At 42.0% G+C, this 16819-nt stretch carries 15 protein-coding genes and 1 riboswitch; of the genes, 6 read left to right on the forward strand and 9 right to left on the reverse strand.

Going from position 1 to position 16819, the window contains the following annotated elements:
• Positions 1 to 19: 19 nt before the first annotated feature.
• Positions 20 to 1093 carry a serine hydrolase domain-containing protein gene (locus tag B4G94_RS14580; protein WP_286859735.1) on the reverse strand — a complete coding sequence of 358 codons (1074 nt, stop codon included), beginning with the start codon at positions 1091 to 1093 and terminating at the stop codon, positions 20 to 22.
• Between the two features lie 263 nt (positions 1094 to 1356).
• Between B4G94_RS14580 and B4G94_RS14585 the strand changes: the two genes are divergently transcribed.
• Positions 1357 to 2106: a hypothetical protein gene (locus tag B4G94_RS14585; RefSeq protein WP_286859736.1), complete on the forward strand. Its 750-nt coding sequence runs from the start codon at positions 1357 to 1359 to the stop codon at positions 2104 to 2106.
• A gap of 67 nt (positions 2107 to 2173) precedes the next feature.
• Here B4G94_RS14585 and B4G94_RS14590 read toward each other — a convergent pair whose 3' ends face one another.
• A complete protein-coding gene (locus B4G94_RS14590) occupies positions 2174 to 2737 on the reverse strand; it encodes a Crp/Fnr family transcriptional regulator (protein ID WP_286859738.1) in 564 nt (187 codons plus the stop codon).
• A 289-nt stretch (positions 2738 to 3026) separates the two neighbouring features.
• On the opposite strand from B4G94_RS14590, the gene B4G94_RS14595 reads away from it, so the two are divergent.
• The gene (locus B4G94_RS14595) at positions 3027 to 3719 is read left to right on the forward strand and encodes an HAD family hydrolase (protein WP_286859739.1); all 693 of its coding nucleotides are present in this window, start codon (positions 3027 to 3029) and stop codon (positions 3717 to 3719) included.
• 64 nt (positions 3720 to 3783) lie between these two features.
• On the opposite strand, the gene B4G94_RS14600 is transcribed toward B4G94_RS14595, so the two are convergent.
• On the reverse strand, positions 3784 to 4308 hold the full coding sequence (locus tag B4G94_RS14600) for a hypothetical protein (RefSeq protein WP_108632848.1): 525 nt from the start codon (positions 4306 to 4308) through the stop codon (positions 3784 to 3786).
• Positions 4309 to 4482: 174 nt separating this feature from the next.
• Here B4G94_RS14600 and B4G94_RS14605 point away from each other — a divergent pair, with 174 nt between their 5' ends.
• Positions 4483 to 4683, forward strand: coding sequence for a TolC family protein (locus B4G94_RS14605; protein ID WP_286859741.1), 201 nt, complete (start codon positions 4483 to 4485; stop codon positions 4681 to 4683).
• An 11-nt stretch (positions 4684 to 4694) separates the two neighbouring features.
• On the opposite strand, the gene B4G94_RS14610 is transcribed toward B4G94_RS14605, so the two are convergent.
• The 3 genes from B4G94_RS14610 to B4G94_RS14620 are packed head-to-tail and all read right to left on the reverse strand — an operon-like array spanning position 4695 to position 8652.
• Entirely contained in the window at positions 4695 to 6272 is a 1578-nt protein-coding gene (locus B4G94_RS14610; protein WP_286859743.1) for a hypothetical protein, read from the reverse strand.
• A 2-nt stretch (positions 6273 to 6274) separates the two neighbouring features.
• A complete protein-coding gene (locus B4G94_RS14615) occupies positions 6275 to 7333 on the reverse strand; it encodes an HlyD family secretion protein (protein ID WP_286859744.1) in 1059 nt (352 codons plus the stop codon).
• On the reverse strand, positions 7333 to 8652 hold the full coding sequence (locus B4G94_RS14620) for a TolC family protein (protein WP_286859745.1): 1320 nt from the start codon (positions 8650 to 8652) through the stop codon (positions 7333 to 7335). Before B4G94_RS14620 ends, B4G94_RS14615 begins: the two co-directional genes overlap by 1 nt.
• Before the next feature lie 498 nt (positions 8653 to 9150).
• On the opposite strand from B4G94_RS14620, the gene B4G94_RS14625 reads away from it, so the two are divergent.
• Both B4G94_RS14625 and B4G94_RS14630 read left to right on the forward strand, forming a co-directional pair.
• Positions 9151 to 9522, forward strand: coding sequence for a BlaI/MecI/CopY family transcriptional regulator (locus B4G94_RS14625; RefSeq protein WP_108632853.1), 372 nt, complete (start codon positions 9151 to 9153; stop codon positions 9520 to 9522).
• Positions 9515 to 10984: an N-acetylmuramoyl-L-alanine amidase gene (locus tag B4G94_RS14630; protein ID WP_286859748.1), complete on the forward strand. Its 1470-nt coding sequence runs from the start codon at positions 9515 to 9517 to the stop codon at positions 10982 to 10984. The genes B4G94_RS14625 and B4G94_RS14630 overlap by 8 nt, the downstream gene beginning before the upstream one ends.
• Before the next feature lie 59 nt (positions 10985 to 11043).
• Here B4G94_RS14630 and B4G94_RS14635 read toward each other — a convergent pair whose 3' ends face one another.
• Entirely contained in the window at positions 11044 to 11808 is a 765-nt protein-coding gene (locus B4G94_RS14635) for a DUF3050 domain-containing protein (protein WP_165305860.1), read from the reverse strand.
• Between the two features lie 233 nt (positions 11809 to 12041).
• Positions 12042 to 12135, forward strand: a riboswitch (SAM-I-IV-variant riboswitch).
• Between the two features lie 66 nt (positions 12136 to 12201).
• On the opposite strand from B4G94_RS14635, the gene B4G94_RS14640 reads away from it, so the two are divergent.
• Entirely contained in the window at positions 12202 to 12465 is a 264-nt protein-coding gene (locus tag B4G94_RS14640) for a 5-oxoprolinase (protein ID WP_108632856.1), read from the forward strand.
• Between the two features lie 98 nt (positions 12466 to 12563).
• Here B4G94_RS14640 and B4G94_RS14645 read toward each other — a convergent pair whose 3' ends face one another.
• Both B4G94_RS14645 and B4G94_RS14650 read right to left on the reverse strand, forming a co-directional pair.
• Positions 12564 to 14081 (reverse strand): RagB/SusD family nutrient uptake outer membrane protein, encoded by a 1518-nt coding sequence (locus tag B4G94_RS14645; protein WP_286859750.1) that lies wholly within the window; start codon positions 14079 to 14081, stop codon positions 12564 to 12566.
• Between the two features lie 5 nt (positions 14082 to 14086).
• Positions 14087 to 16819: SusC/RagA family TonB-linked outer membrane protein (locus B4G94_RS14650; RefSeq protein WP_286859752.1), on the reverse strand; the 2733-nt coding region annotated here is incomplete at its 5' end.

Raw genomic sequence — 16819 nt, forward strand, 5'->3', positions numbered from 1 at the left:
GCTTTTTCAACAAGACAGGTTAATTCGCATATACCGCATTGAGCCAGCCAAAAACCGTTTCGTTTTGTCCGCTTTCATCCATTGGTTTACGTAGTTTCATCTCCTCCAGCAGGGCGTCAAATGCTTCTGCAATCCGAAGGTCATCACGATTGCTAAATAAGGTAACAACAAGCTCTTTCTGCTTGTCTAAATAAACGATATTATGGAAGCCCGTTGATTCACCGGAATGAAAGCATACTGTATTTTGACCGAAAGGATAGATAAACCAGCCCAAATTGTAGGAAACGCCATCTTTTACCGCCAAGTGCTCGTTTTCCAGCAAATCCCGTATACCGGCCTGCTGAAAACGCTTATGAAGCAAAAAATTGGCCCATTGATGATATTCGATTGCCGATAAGTAGGCACCTCCATCGCCTTGTGTGGCACTGGTCACACTCTGATCCGCAAACACAAAGGTATCCTCCTTAGGATGATAGCCCAAAGCACGATTGGGGATATCCGCGTCAGCCGTATAGATGGTTCCTTCCACAATACCATTCGGCTGAAATAAATTCTTTTTCACGAAAGTTGCAAATGATTCCTTCGCCACCTCTTCCACAATCAATGCCAGTAGGCAATAACCTGTATTGCTGTATCGGAATTGGCTCCCTATTGGGAAATAGAGCGTATCCGTCTGCCGGATATAATCCAGTACATCCTGATCTGACACCTGTGCTGTTCGGCCTGTGGGTATCAATGCTTCATAATCCATGATCCCCGACCGGTGCTGAAGTAATTGAACAACGGTTATACCCCGCAGAGCCATCGGTAAATTATTAAAAAAAGATCCTAATTGATCCGTTGGATGTAATTTCCCCTGGTCAAATAAGCGACAAATAGCCTGCGCTGTCACCTGCTTACTCACGGAGGCCATCCGAAAATGGGTCTTCTCCGTGATCTTTTGTTTCGTTTTCAAATCTGCCATTCCTACTGCATATTGATAACGGATCTGTCCGTGCTGACTGATCGCAACAACGATTCCCGGTTCATTTCCATTGGAATAATGGTTGGACAGGGTTTTATCCAATAAGGACTTGTTGATTTTTTGTCCCATCGCACAGCTTGTTACACACATAAAAAATAAGACGATTTTTAGGTACATGATGCTAAAGTGCTGCATTTCTATTTGTTTTGTATGTCAAAACATCGTTTTAACGGATTTCAATTTACCCATTTTTTATACAATACTCAAATCTCCGTTCTTAAGTTCCAATTTTCTGCTTTTTCTTTTAAATTTGCCGTCCACCTTTATCACAAAAGGTTTTTGTTAGGACAGCAGTCTATCCTGCTGTTCCATTTGCTTAAATCACAACAACTATGTTATTTATTTACAGTATCTACGACTTTGTACTAGCCGAAAAGACGGTAACAACGACCTTAAAGAATGAAAGTTCAGCCAGAACTTTTACTTTACAGATTATTACGCCCGCACGCAAATTTCTTGGTCTCCCCTTTGGCGGTGGTCTTGTCAAGATTTCGCGGCTATATGATGGACGTGGCCAACTTATCCATGCACGCAATTACTCCGACGAGCTTAAAGCAGAGATCAAAACCTTAAAAAAAGCGTATTCAATCCCTTACTTTCAGCTATGGAAAGGTTTTGTATTTGTATTTGCGGCTATCTTGATCTGGGCTGGAATTTATGGGGTAAAGAACAAAATTGCTGGCCAACAACGTGAAAATGATACGGAAAAATTATTCAGCAATCTACAGCATCTGGAAGCAGGTCAACTTTATGGTGTAACATTTTTTACCAACAGCAACGGTGGGAATATTAACGGATTACCTTCAGGATGGATAAAAATTAATAAGATTGTCGCTGACACGATATTCATTCAACGTTCCAAACAACTTGAAACAAGTAAAGCGCTTTTTGAGATGGACAATATCAGTTCCATCAAACCGAAATCCGAAACAGATTGGGAAGAAAAAATAGAGCGGATGAACTATAAACTATTTCTGGAACAACTCAAAGAACCAAATAAAAAAGGAGTGGACCTGCTTTATATCGGTCCTGATCACGATAACTATTCCGGCGTGATCTTCACCATCAAAGGCAGCGAATAATACAGGCATTCATCCAGTCTTCTGAACAACATCTATTCTCAGAAGATTGGATGATCTTTTTCCATAATTACAGTAATTTCTTGAGTTCTCGATTGAGACTTCTGACCGAAATTCCAAGATAGGCGGCCATGTCTTCCTTCTTTATCACGATATCCTGTTGGGATTGGATTTCCAATAAACGGCTCAAACTATGTTCCAGGCTGTATAACTGCTGGTAAGACGCACGACTTGAGGTATGCACAATACGCTGTGCCATAATATCCAGCAACATATTGCTCAACGTGATATCGCTTTCCAATAGCTTTCGAAAATACGCTTTGGAAAACGCATACACAGTCACATCCGTCATCGCCTGTATACTGCACAGGCTGGGGATAGGACGAATACATTCGATCTCACCAATAATTTCTCCGGTTGAAAGAAACTCAACGATATATTCCTTGTCGTTGGCTTCGGTAAAATAACATTTCGCTATTCCTTCACTGATGACCATGACTTTGGTCGATACTACCCCTTGATGATATACGTTTTGTCCCTTGATATATTTTCTGATCACAATATCTTCCTGCCGCTGTTGCTGCCTGTAAAGCGCTGTCGTACGATCCAAAAACGATTGATTTGTTCTTAACATAACGATCCGGGACAAATGTCCTTTTAATAATGATTTGCTTTTGAGAAATTAGCTCCATAAAAATACAAAAGTATAGCTGAATCCAGCATGATTTATTCAGGCTGAGACGTGTATACGAATGGATGCCACTAATAACAAGCAGAAAAAGAAGTCCATCAGTGAATAAGCTAGCGCACAGAATCAGGGATACCGTTTAAAAAAAAGATGACAAACAAATAGCTATACAGTTAAATGAACCGATTTCGAAGTGTTCAAATGAATATTTCGAAATTGACAAATAATTACACAAATGAAAAATAAGATAACAACCATCGCTTTTGATGCAGACGATACCCTCTGGGCAAATGAATCCTATTTTCAGGAAGCCGAAAAGCAATTTTGCATACTTTTAGAAAACTATCTTCCACAGCATACCATCTCACAGGAGCTCTTTGCTACCGAGATGAAAAATCTGCACCTCTATGGCTATGGGATCAAAGGTTTTATGTTATGTATGATTGAGACCGCCACCCGGATCTCGGAAAATACCCTTCCCGTTCAGGTCATTAATCAAATTATAGCGATCGGACATGAGCTCTTGCAGAAGCCCATTGAATTGCTACCGGGTGTGACCGAAACGCTGACACAGCTAAAGGGCGATTACAGACTGGTCATTGCAACCAAGGGTGACCTCTTGGATCAGGAACGGAAATTAAAAAATTCCGGGTTGGAAGACTATTTTCACCACATCGAAATCATGAGCGATAAAAAAGAAAAAGACTATCGTAAATTGCTCAAGCATCTAGATTGCACACCTGATCGCTTTATGATGTTGGGCAACTCCCTCAAATCCGATATCCTGCCAGTACTCGAAATCGGCGGTTTTGGCGTTCACATCCCCTACCATATCACATGGACGCATGAACAGCATGAGATTAATTTAGAACATGAGCGGTTTATTGCCCTCCAATGTATCGATGAGATTCTAACATATCTAAGCTAAAAACCGGTTAACAGCCTAAGTGAAGCACAGTCTTTACGAAACGTTCACTTAGGCTGTTTCATTCCTAATAGGCCATGCTTTCATCCACATCGTATTTCATACTTGGATAATTGAGTATACGCCGCATCAGAGCCATTTGACCACAAAGATAATCCTGCCTTCCAATGCACATTCCCACAAAGTTGAGCTTATTCTCCTCGATAAAAGGAATGTTCATGTCAATTTTAAAAATCTCCGCCAATTCCGCATCGTCTACTTCCAGCAGACGCTGATAAACTTTGGGAGAAATGGCATAAAAACTATCTTTCAATTCTTGTAAACTTGGGTAGTTAAACTTTTCGTCCAAGGTTTTCCCCATAAAAAATAAGTCATGATAGGGATCTTCCTCCTGAAGCCCCAAGACATATGCAATCCCATAACGTACATTGACAAAATTACCGGCCATCCACACCATGTGGTTGGTCTGCCCGTTGATACGTTGATGTGCATGCTCCTCCGTGATACCATCCAGCACATTGATAAAATTCTGACTGTGCATCCGATACGCGGGGATAATGACTTCTAATTTTGCTGATTTTGGTTTATCCATCGCTCATTGATCTATAGGTGCTGGGCACCTGGGTTATATCATCAAAGTTAACTGATTGAAAGCAAGATACACTTGTCGTATGGCAAGAATATGAACATCGACAAAAACAACAGGCGTTAAATCACAAAACCAGGGTAAATTTGATAACTTTGTTCTGCATGGTTTAACGGCACGATGCTGCAGGAAGCCAGGGCTATCTTGGAGGGAAAGATATATAGTTATTCCCGGGGTGAAACCGCTCTGCTGGAAGTGATCAACGCACAACGCTCCTACAATGAAACCCAGCTGGCCTATGATGAAGCACGCTACAATTATGCAGTTGCATTGGTTGAATTGCAGCGTGCAGCAGCCATTTGGGATATTGATCAGCTGTGATGCCCAAGCCGTCAGACAGGTGAAATTTGATTCTTTTTAAGCTTCTTATACATGCTTTTCAAGGAAGGAGAAATCAGTATCAGCAGTAAGATGCTGATACTGATCATAGACATCAGTTCATAGTAGTCCATACCATAGCGGACAAAAGACTGTATATTAACCCGTTCACTGATGAGTTTTAATGCTGCAGTATGTTCCTGAAAGGGCAGTCCCTGTTGCATTACCCGGTGTGATTCCTGCTGAACATAATCTTCAAATATCAGATTGCTTGACTGCAGCTGATCTCGGAAAACCTCCCGGTGCTGGGCATCTTCAAATAATTTAAAGAAATTCTGCAGACCAATACTACTGGTATAGCCAAGGTAACGGACAGCCAAACAAGCTGCCGCCGCCGAGGCGCTCAATTGGGGGCGTACGCTGGTGATCACGAATAAAATTGTCGGAACCATAATCAGGCCTACACCCAGCCCATGCAATACCAAAGGCAACCAGAAATGATCTTCATTGCCCTCGCTTTCAAATGAGAAAAACATATATTGATGAAAGCCCAATAGGCAACAGTAGCCAACAATCCAGATCCATTTCACTGTACGCCGTTGTAATAACCAATAGAGAGAGAGCATCACACCGGATACAATTCCAAGGATATTGAACCATTGAATATAGGACAGGTGAATGGGATCCAAGCGGATAACCTGAAGAAAATATTGATTGGAAATCGCCAGGGAAAACCGTTCAATATACATCATGTACAGAACAAGGATTCCAAGCAAGAATTTTTTATTTCCAAAAATGGATAGCTCGATATAGACTCGTTTGATTGCTATCTGCCTCATGATAAACAGGCCCAGGCATAAAATTCCACCAATCAGTACGGTCAGCATGGAGGTATCCGAAAACCAATAGCGCTCCTGACCATACACCATCAGATAACCGAAACTCACAACGGTCAAACTGTAGAGGATGAAGCTCGCCCAATCCAGGGAAAACAAAGGGTAAGGCCGGTTATGTCGAATAGGCTTCATGGTGAGCATAATCAGCAGAAGTCCTGGAACAAAAGAGAAGGCGGCGTAGAGATAAAGTTCATCAAAGTTGAATGAGTCAATAAATTCTGCTGTCACAAAGGTATTGAAAGGCGAACTGCAAAGTAGCATACCAAAAAAAATTGCATAGCTTCCCTCCTTCGCACGTTCGGTTTTCAGTCTGGAAAATATCATAGAGATGGAAAGGTTGACAGCCGATGCGAACAACATGCCCTGAAAAAAGCGTAAACCGAATATCCAATCAATCTCCCTGATACGGTACATCAGGTAGCAATTGAGCAATTGCAGGAGGTTGAAAATGATATAGTACTGTTTGACCGGAAAGTATTGAAAGAAGCGGCGCTCCAACACATAGAATCCTACAAATCCCGCGTAGAATAAAATAATGAGAAATTGGACATCACTGGGCTGCGCGCCGTAGAAACCAGCAGTGACATTGACATTGGCCCCCGGTAGAAAAAACAAGACCATACTCGGCATCAATCCACTGAATAAAATCAGCTTAATTAGCCATTCGGGCACCCAGTCTTTAAAAATTCCTTTCACTGCTATTGGTTTTTTGAGACTGAAACATTGACGTTCATCCCTGAGAGTAATTTTGCTCCGCCCTTGCCTTTATCCAGTTCAATACGGACGGGTACACGCTGTACGATCTTTACAAAGTTGCCGGTTGCATTATCTGGTGGGAGCAGCGAAAAAGAAGATCCTGTCGCCGGGGAAATAGAGATTATCTTTCCATAAAATATTTCATCCGGATAAGCGTCCGCAACAACTTGTACACGGCCGCCAAGATGAAGATAGCGCAATTGTGTTTCCTTAAAGTTGGCCGTTACCCATATTGGTGTCTCGCTATTGACGATAAACCCAAGCACCTCCCCCGGATTTACCATTTGTCCCTTTTCAATGGTACGCTTACCTACCCGGCCATCATAAGGTGCCCGGATTACCGTGTAGCCCACATCAAGGTGCTTTCGGTTTGCTGCGGCCGACAAGCGTACTTTCTCCGCATTGATCACCCCCTTTTTCACATCAACATCATTCACACGGTCCCGAGAGGCCTCCAACTTATGCTGTAATGCGGCAAGCTCACTGTTATACACCTCCAGCGTTGCTTTTATATCTTCCAGCTGCTGTGCCGTAGCAGATTTTTCGTCAAATAGAAATTTGTAGCGGTCATATTCCAATTGCTGTTTCGTCACCCGTGCTTCGGCAGCAACAATGGATTTTTCCAATGCTTCATGTTCGGCTTGCAATATTTCCTTTTGGCTGCCCAGCACGTTGATTTCTGCATTTTCTCTATTTATCGAAGCAGAAGCCTGATCCGCTTCATATTTGTATTCCCGATTATCAATCAGTAACAACGTGTCGCCACGCTTGACCGATTGATGATCTTTATAGTGAACCGAAATAATGTAACCGCCCACACGGGAGATGATGGGATTAATATATTGCGTCACTTGGGCATCGTTGGTGTAGGTATAGCGTATGCGCAACCAGAGTATCCTTCCGCCCCATAGTAAAAGTGCCAACAAAGCAATTCCAGCAAACCAATTGGTGATGCGTGTCAATTGTACATCGGTCATTGACCGGCCTGATTTAGGTTTCATTAGATAGTACCTTTCAAAAATTCAATAAAATAATAGTGTTTCTGTAGCGCGATCCGAGCGGATTCCAGATCAAAGTTTGTCTTGAGGCATTGCATATCAGCATCCAATAGATCCGTAATCAGTGCCGAAGACTTGAAATATCTATTTTTTATAATACGGGCATTTTCCTTAGCCAGCGCCACATTTTTTTGACAGACCGCCTGTTGCTCCAATGCAAGATTATAATCCAAATAAGCCTTCAACAGTTCATTTTCCACCGCTTCCTCTTCATGATGGTGTTTGACCTCTTCCCGCTTCAACGCGACCTGAGCTCCCCGAACAATATTTTTGTTGAGGTACAAAGCGGATATCGGGATATTCAATTTAAGGCCCACTATATTTAAGTTATACCAGCTCGCATTATATGGATATAAAAATACCTGTGGATTGGCAAAAGTAAATGTGTTGGTCAAGCCCAATTCAGGCAGATAATTTGATTTGGCCTGTTTGATATCCAGTTTTTTTAATGCCACTTCCTTTTCAGATTTTAACAGCACAAAAGCCTGCTGTCTCGCAATGGCCACAAGTTCCGCATAGTTCAGCGGATGACTTTCCATCGGGATACATATCGGAATAATTTCCTGTCGTATATCGGCGATCAGCTGTAATTTTTGGTTAATTGCCCTGATATCATTTGTGATCTGCACCAGCAGCAGTTCACGCTTGGACAATTCAAGAGAAATCCGTAACACATCACTATGTAATACAACCCCTGCGGTGTAACGATGTTCGATCTCTTTCAGTTGCGTCCGCTGATCTTTGATATCCTCTTCGATCAGAGCCCTGTTGCGATAAGCTAAATTCAAATCCAAAAATAAGTTGGAGATTTCCAGCTTAATCGCCGCGGCGGCACTCTTCCAGTCAATGTTCGCCAGTTCAAGTTCCAGCTTTTTTGATTCGATCTTCATCAGATCCCGATGGCCATTGTAGAGATTCAGATAAAAATCGAGTCCTGTGTCATATAAATAATGGATAACATCATGATGTGATGGTTTGGCGAATATCCCCTGATCGTAAACAGGCATGTTGCTTGCATAACTTGCAGAAGCCCTGATATTGATTTTAGGCAATAATTCCATCCGTTGCTGCTGTAAAGCTATCCCCTTTTCCTGTAACAGCAAATGTGACTGTTCAATATACTTACTGTTTTGTAGCGACTTACTGATCAAATCAGCGAGCGAGATGCGTAGCGAGTCCTGCGCCTGTGTTTTTAAAAAGGAGCATACAAGTACCGCAATGGTGCCGAATGCTTTTGCCCAAAAAGGAGGAAAAAAGTTCACTTGTGCGTATGTTATTTTTTGCGTTGCAAACTTAGATACTAATCGGAATATGCATTTCTTCACAAACGCCAATATGTTATGAAAAAAAGACATTTTTCAATCAATTTTAAATAAAAGAGTAAAATCAGCCAAAAACAGAAGCAAAGTGGAAATATTAGGACCGCACAGGAATTTCCATCCGCAGCAGATTCAGATCCGTGCAAACTGAGGAGTTATAAAAATATGAGTAAGCTATCATGCTGATGGCGCCTTCTATGCATCTGACGTCCATGAGCAGACCATCTATACCCTGCATATCAGGCGGTCGCCGACTATCTATTGAAAAAATAAAATTAAGATTTCCAAAAATGTTTCTCTGATCGGACTGACGGTAACAAAGCCTATTAAAAAAAAATAAAACAACTACAAAACAGACAGTTATAGTTTATCAACTTATTTTTCAGTTTTAAAACTTAAAAATAAGTTGATAAACTGAAAAATAAGTTATAGCTTTAAACTATGGAAGAATTAACAAAAAAAGAAGAAGAGGTTATGCATGCTATATGGAAATTAAAGCAGGCCTTTGTCAAAGATATCATTGAATATATGGATCCAGCACAAACGACTCCCTATAATACCATATCATCCATTGTACGGATTTTAGAGAAAAAAGGGTATGTGGGTTTCAATGCCTACGGGAAGACTTATCAATATTATCCGCTCATCTCCAAGATGCAGTACCGAAAGTTTTTCTTTTCTCGCGTGATGAACAAATATTTTGATGATTCTGTCGAAAATTTGGTTTCATTCATTGTCAAAGAACAACAGATCAGCGAAACTGACATCGAGAAAATCAAGGAAATTATCAATAAAAGTAAAGAAGATGAATAACCTATTTTCCTATAGCATAGAGGCCAATGTCAGTTTGCTTATTTTAGTCTCGCTGTTTGTCTTGGCTTTTCGGCAGCTTTCATTTTTTCGTTGGAACCGATTTTTGCTTATTGCATTGGTTAGCTTCTGTAGCGTAGTTCCCTTTCTTAAATTTAAGACCGATTATGTCGATTTAAACGATCCCAAAACAAAGTCAAATCAGGAGATAGCGTTACAAGAGCAGTTAAGCAATTCCAATACGCCTCTTTTGATCGAGTCCGAACAACAACCCAACCTATGGGACAAGTTGGAGTTAAAAAAAATACTCGCTTATGCTTATCTACTGATCGCAGTCTTCTTTCTGACACGATTAGTTTATCGGTGCTTAAAGCTCGCATTCCGCTTAAAGAAAATGGATTTTCAGGTGCATCAGGGAATTAAAGTGATTCAACCGTTTAATCAATTCAATAATTGTTCGATCTTTCATTACATCGTGATGGATAAAAACGCAATTGAAAGTCATGAAGGCAAGCTCATCTTTGCCCATGAGGCACAGCATATTTTGAAAGGGCATGCCTGCGACAAATTATACATCGAATTGATGTGCTGCTTTTTCTGGATAAACCCCGCCATTTACTGGGTTCGGAAAGAACTGCACCGCCTACATGAGTTTCAGGTCGACCGTGCAGTGGGCGAATGCTATGGAAAGACCGATTATGCAAGCTTCCTGCTGAATCTGACACAACAACATCAACAATTAGATTATATGCAAAGTAGAATTTTAAAAAACCAAAATGAATTGGTAGAACGCATCGACAGGTTGATGCGAAATCTATCGCCACGCACGAAAGGTTATCAGTATCTGCTGTTTGTTCCCTGTATATTCGTGTTAATTGTCTCTTTTTCTTTAATTAATCCCCCAAAAGAAAAAATCACTGCGCTCACTGCTGTTAAAAACGGTGTAAAGACCATTGTGCTGGATCCGGGACATGGCGGCAAAGATAATGGCGCCACCAACAGCAAAGGCCTGAAAGAGAAAGATCTTACGTTACAGGCTTGTAAGATGATTCAAAATGAACTTGAAAAAGAAGGTTTTCAAGTTGTATTAACCCATTCGAAAGACGAATTTATGATGCTCAAAGACCGCGCGGCATTTACCGGCGATGCCTTGGTTTCCATTCATTTCGATGTCGATCCTGCAAACACAAAACTGCCAATCGGCTTATTTTATCCAAAAGCCGTTGAGCTCCCGAAGATACAGGATCAAAGTCGGGAATTCGCATTCCGTCTCACACAAAATTTAAAAAATCAAGGATTGAGTACGCAGAAACCAGTTGAAAGCCATAGTCACGCTATCCTACGGGGAGCAAAAATACCTGCGCTCATTGTCAGCTTGGGGAATATAAATACATTTTCCGACACATTGGACCCGCAATTTATCAGCGCTTTCGCCAAAGCAATAAAAACGTCTCTGTCGGAATAGTTTTTTGTAAAACTATCCGTTAATTCTTTTTACAAAGATTCCAAACAATAGAAGATTCCCTATAGGGAGTCTTCTATTGCATTCCAGAGCTCAATGCGCTTTTGAAGCGCCTCTTTACTCACTATTTTCATTTCTTCCCATTTCTCGTCATCCTCTTTGGCTAGATCAGAGATCATCTGCATTGCCAAAGGACCATGCTCATCACCGTCCAGATCAATATGACGTTGGAAATAATAGATAAAATTATCCAAGCTCGATTCTGGGAAGTTGGTTTTTAGCTCCTGCAAAATAGAGGTAAACATACCTGGGATAAGATCCTCACGTCCGAATGTAAAAGCTGCGGCAATTTTATGTACCTGTCCCTCTTCGATCAGTTCAAAAGTAAAGTTCAGAAAATCTTTAATCCGTTTATCCAAGGTGGTCAAAGCAATGGCATCGAAAATACTTTTGGATTTCTTGGCATGGGCGATAAACTTATTGATCAGGTGTGGATCTGCCCCCATTTCACTCATTGCGTCCAGATACATTTCAAAATGGCTCAACCGACGACCATCAATGTATTCGTCAGATTCCTCAGCCAATACAATCTCGTTGATCAGATAGCGTGTCGATGGATGCTCGCTCGCAAACCAAGGTAAAGTCGTACAGGTCAGTTTAATCTGTAAAGCTTTTAGTAAAGACATAAAATCCCATACAGCGTACACATGCCCTTCTGTAAAAGAACGTAGATGCTTGATCGTTTTGATCTTACGATATAAAGGGTGTTGCAATAATACCTCGCGTTCGGCAGCAATGTATTCGTTAATTTCCGCAATTCTATTCATGGCGCAAAAGTATTGTCTTATCGCTGTTTTTTAAAGTATTTTCAATGAGATTACAGTAACATGATAAATTCCCCTTCCGGCTATCCGCTCCATAACCAAATCACAGACAACAGCTAACTAAATCACAGGCAACAGTCAGCCTCTACATTTGATCGTCCTAATCTTCTTGTCAATGCTCATTTACCGTTAAAAACAAAAATATTTTTTATTATAAAAAATAATCTACTATATTTGTAGAGTATTCAGAATTGCATGATGCAATACCAACCGAGTGTAGGCACCGCGGTGGTAAATTAATACGGGTTTCGACCAAAATAAACGTTGCACAACGCTTATTTTCCCACCAAGATCTGGATACAGTTTATGGTTTAATCCTTTAAATTTTTAAATTGTATGGCTACAACAACAAATCTTTACCAACACTTACTGGAAAAATTCAACTATTATTCTACGGACGAACTGATACAACTCAACAACGACACCATCTTAGGACAAGGTTGGGGTTCGGCCAAGGCAACCTTTCGAACTGCTTTGATCAGTACGTTCTCCAAAAGAGGACTGGATCTTTCCAACATCATTTCCAAGGAAGACGGTTTTACCTCAGTAAAGCAGGTGCCTGTACGTTTGGAACAGAACGTCTTGATCCCTTTACAGTAATCGCATCGGCACAAAAAACAGCGCGCATCGAAAGGACTTCGTGCGCGCTGCTGTTGTTGGTTTAGGAAATTGCCGATCAAAAGAAGGCGATAATCTTATTATTTGTAATTTGGATTCTGAATTAACACACCTGCGCTCTTTTCAATTTCTGTTTGTGGTAATGGCCAGCGGTAAAATTTGTCTTCAAAATGATAGGGCACTTTACTGTCTTTGACCGCATTGAGTACTTCGCCTGCGATATGCCAACGGATCAGGTCGTAATGCCGTAGTCCTTCGAAAGCAAGTTCTACCCTTCTTTCGTGGCGGATACGTTCGCGCATTTTTTCCTTGGTATAACGGGCAGGGAACCCGGGCATCTGGACGCGGCTCCTCAGGGTTTTCATGGCATCGTAAACCGATTGATCTGGCCCGGCGATTTCATTTTGTGCTTCGGCATACATCAATAACACCTCCCCAAACCGCAGTACAACCGCATCCTGCTGGCTCAATGTTGAAAAGCCAAAAGGTAAGTTGGCCGGATCCAGAAATTTCAGCACCCCATAACCTGTAGGCCGCGGGTTGGACGGTGTATGGATCTTACCACCACCAAAGTCAGGATGATCCACAAAAATTGTTTTGCTCAATCGCGGATCCCTATCTTTAAACGGATTGGTCCGGTCCGTCAATGGTGATTCACCAAAAGGCAGACCATCTTTGCATTCATAGGTATCCACGAGGTTTTGTAAAGGTGAAGCAGCGATCCAGTCGCCTAGGTACATGTCCCAGGGGGCTGTATTATTCGGTGCCAGAAAATTGACCGAAAAGATAATCTCGGTATTGTTCTTCTGTGTTGCATCGCGAAAGACATTTTCAAAAGCCATACTCAGGGTATACTCTTTCATGACATCGGTGCATAAGTCCTTTACCTCTTTCAAGATTGCTAAATCTGGCACCCCTTTGTCACCGTAAGCCGCAAACAATAAAACTCGTGCTTTCAAGGTTTTTGCTGAACTTGCGGTCGCATGTCCCCCATTATTGAAATAAGGTTTAGCCGCTAAGTTGGCGATCCCAAAATCCAGATCAGCCCGAATCTGTTTTAGAATATTCTCCGCACTTTCCTTTGGCTGACGCTGATCCTCCAGACTGAGGGGAGTCAGCACAAGCGGCACCTCACCATAAATACTGTACAATTGGAAATAAACAAAAGCACGGATAAAGCGGGCTTCGGCTTCCATATTTTTCTTCTCTGCATCGTTCATATCGGAGCCGTTATAACCCTGAAGCTTCTCGATCAGGCGATTGGCACGTCCTATTCCCACATAAGCATCGTTATAAATACCGGTTTCGTAGCCCCCTGTGGTCGGATTTAAATTCCCACCTACGATTTCATTAACGCTACCTGAGTTGAACTGATTGTAGCCATTGTCAGTCAGGCAGTCCCGAAAAGGCATCCCATAGGAGAAGGCTTCACTCTGCAACGATGCATAGACACCGGCTAATGCATTATCAAAATCCGATTTTTTGCTAAAATAGTTGTCCGAAGCAATCTGATCCAAAGGATTGAGGTCCAAGGCACTGTTACAGGAACCAAAAAATAGACCGGATAGCATCAACGCTGTTATAAATTTCTTTTTCATAGCACTTAAAAGTTAACTTGTACACCAAATGAATAAATCTTGTTTTGCGGATACTGTACCAGATCACCATTTCCATAGCGCTCAGGATCCAATCCCTTAAATTTGGTTGCAGTGACGAGGTTATCACCCGAAAAATAAACACGTAGGCGGTCTATTTTATATTTTTTCAATAGCCCGTTCGGTAATGTATATCCTAACACAAGATTTTTCAACCTGAAGTATGAAGCATCCTGTATAAAATAACTGGAAGCACGGCTAAATTTCTCCGGAGCACTCCAACCCCAATAAATACGAGGCATGGTCGTCGAAGGATTTTCAGGTGTCCAACGGTCTAACCAGTCTTTTGTCGGGGGGCTACCTTGTACAAATGGTGTTACACCCCAGCCCGAAACATAGGATTTGACACCATATACCCCTTGTAATAGGGCCGAAAAGTCAAAGCCCTTAAAACTTGCACTTAGATTAAAACTATAGTTCAGCTTTGGATCCACTCCGGCGATAAGTGTTCGATCGTTAGCATCAATTTTTCCATCTCCATTGACATCTCGATACTTGAGGTCTCCTGGCAGTGTATTATCATTAAACTGTTTTGGTGAGCTGCTCACTTCAGCCTCCGATTGAAAGATACCGACGACCTCGTAGTTATAAAAGCTATCCATGGCGTAGCCATTTTTCTTGATCGTATAGCCTCCGATTTCCGGCTCGCCAAATTTTACCAGCTTGTTTTTGAAACGGTCGAGGTTTGCACCTAGCTGATAGCTTAAACCTTCCAATGCTCCCGTAGTAATTTGATTCCGATAAGTAATTCCCAATTCAACACCCTTATTTTCAACTATACCGTCATTGATATTTGGGGCACCCAACCCGACTATTGCAGTAATTTGCGAAGGTCTTAGAATGTCTGTTGTTCGCTTTTTATACCAGTCGAAAGTAATATCCAAATTTTTGAACAGACTTAAATCTATCCCAATATCTGTCATGGTCGTTGTTTCCCATTTGATCAATGGGTTGGTCAACCTTTGCTGTGCAACTCCAGATTGCAGGGTATTGTTATCAAAAGAATAATTACCTGTGAGCCCCAATACTGGTTGGTATGGATAATTCAGAGCGTACCCATTTACATCAACTACATTCTGATTTCCAAGTTGCCCCCAGGATCCACGGATCTTCAAATTATTCAACCAACTTGAAGTAAGCTCCTTGACAAACGATTCTTCAGATACACGCCAGCCTGCAGAGAAAGAAGGAAACGCTGCCCAACGGTTTTTACCGTAAAACTTGGAACTACCGTCGTAACGCATATTGGCTTCCAAGAGGTATTTCCCTTGATAATCATAGTTCAATCGGCCGAAATACGAGATCAGCGCCCACTGGTTGGCCGTTCCGTTTGCCCGTTGAATATCCGATCCACCCGCATTTAATTCCGTTAGTGTATCGTCGACAAAATTCTGTCGGAAGCCCTGCAGGTAGGTATACTTGCTTTTTTCAATGCTATATCCGGCCTGAGCCTTGAGGTGATGCGCGCCAAACGCGCGATCATAGTTCAGGTAAGTAAATAAATTGGTGTATATGGTTTGCTGATCCTGATCCGTAAGTCCCTTTCCAAGATCCAATGTTGTTCCCAGCGTACCCGTATGGTAGTAATACTCATCCAACGTTGATTTATAATCCTTGTACTTGTCCATATTGAAATTATAGGCACCTTTGGTGTACCAGGAAAGACCTTTAAACAGCTGTACCTCCATCCAGGCCTGTAGATTGGCAGCATAGTCATCGGTATTGTACGTGAATTTCCGATCCAATACAGCCATTGGGTTTTTATTGTTGTACTCCCAGTCGTAAGCTTTGTAAGTATATCGCCCGCTACCATCCGGCAAAAATGGGCCATAGGTTGGTGCCTGCGACATGGCTGATAGGAACAGGTCTTTGGATCCCCCTGGAATAGATTCGGTATGTCCTGTTTTGAGCAAGATATTTGTTCCGAATTTAATACCTTCCGAGATTTTGGTCGTCAGATTGAGGCGGGCGGAATAACGGTCGTAGTTAAAACCTTTGATCATTCCATCCTGATTGACGTGGCCCAAACCAACATTAAAGGTTGTCTTCTCATTTCCGCCCTGGATACCGAGATTATGGGTATAAGTCGGTTTAGTTTGGAAAATAAGCCCTAGCCAGTCCGTATTTGGATATTTTACAGGATCGTTACTATTGCGATAGGCAGCGATCACATCGGCGGGATATAGGCCATCGTTGAGATTGGAATTCTTACGCGCTTCGTTGTATAATTCCATATACTGCGCCGAATTGGTGATCAGATCAAACATTTTCGTAGGCTTATAGATACCCACATTTCCGTCATACTGAACCGTTGTCTTTCCCGATTTCCCTTGTTTTGTCGTGATCAGAATAACGCCATTGGCTGCACGCGAACCGTAGATTGCTGCGGAGGCCGCATCTTTTAGCACACTGACATTTTCGATATCGTTGGGATTGACGTCGGAGAATTTGCCCTGCACACCATCAATGAGCACCAGGGGATCCGATCCAGCACCGCTAAAGGTGCCCTTGCCCCGAATACGGATGGATACGCCTTCATTGCCCGGTTCTCCCGAGCCCTGATTGATTTGTACGCCTGGGATTGCCCCCTGCAGCATGGAAGCCGTATTGACAACGGGTCGTTTGATCATATCTTTGCCACTCACTGTAGCCACAGCACCGGTTAGGTTTACTTTCTTTTG

The sequence above is a fragment of the Sphingobacterium sp. UBA7625 genome, from assembly GCF_002484085.1.
GTDB lineage: Bacteria > Bacteroidota > Bacteroidia > Sphingobacteriales > Sphingobacteriaceae > Sphingobacterium > Sphingobacterium athyrii.

Bases quoted from the DNA above. Each gene is read 5' to 3' on its own strand.
- B4G94_RS14580 (WP_286859735.1), bottom strand. From the start codon at position 1,093: ATGGGACAAAAAATCAACAAGTCCTTATTGGATAAAACCCTGTCCAAC.
- B4G94_RS14585 (WP_286859736.1), top strand. From the start codon at position 1,357: ATGTTATTTATTTACAGTATCTACGACTTTGTACTAGCCGAAAAGACG.
- B4G94_RS14590 (WP_286859738.1), bottom strand. From the start codon at position 2,737: ATGTTAAGAACAAATCAATCGTTTTTGGATCGTACGACAGCGCTTTAC.
- B4G94_RS14595 (WP_286859739.1), top strand. From the start codon at position 3,027: ATGAAAAATAAGATAACAACCATCGCTTTTGATGCAGACGATACCCTC.
- B4G94_RS14600 (WP_108632848.1), bottom strand. From the start codon at position 4,308: ATGGATAAACCAAAATCAGCAAAATTAGAAGTCATTATCCCCGCGTAT.
- B4G94_RS14605 (WP_286859741.1), top strand. From the start codon at position 4,483: ATGCTGCAGGAAGCCAGGGCTATCTTGGAGGGAAAGATATATAGTTAT.
- B4G94_RS14615 (WP_286859744.1), bottom strand. From the start codon at position 7,333: ATGAAACCTAAATCAGGCCGGTCAATGACCGATGTACAATTGACACGC.
- B4G94_RS14625 (WP_108632853.1), top strand. From the start codon at position 9,151: ATGGAAGAATTAACAAAAAAAGAAGAAGAGGTTATGCATGCTATATGG.
- B4G94_RS14630 (WP_286859748.1), top strand. From the start codon at position 9,515: ATGAATAACCTATTTTCCTATAGCATAGAGGCCAATGTCAGTTTGCTT.
- B4G94_RS14635 (WP_165305860.1), bottom strand. From the start codon at position 11,808: ATGAATAGAATTGCGGAAATTAACGAATACATTGCTGCCGAACGCGAG.
- B4G94_RS14640 (WP_108632856.1), top strand. From the start codon at position 12,202: ATGGCTACAACAACAAATCTTTACCAACACTTACTGGAAAAATTCAAC.
- B4G94_RS14645 (WP_286859750.1), bottom strand. From the start codon at position 14,081: ATGAAAAAGAAATTTATAACAGCGTTGATGCTATCCGGTCTATTTTTT.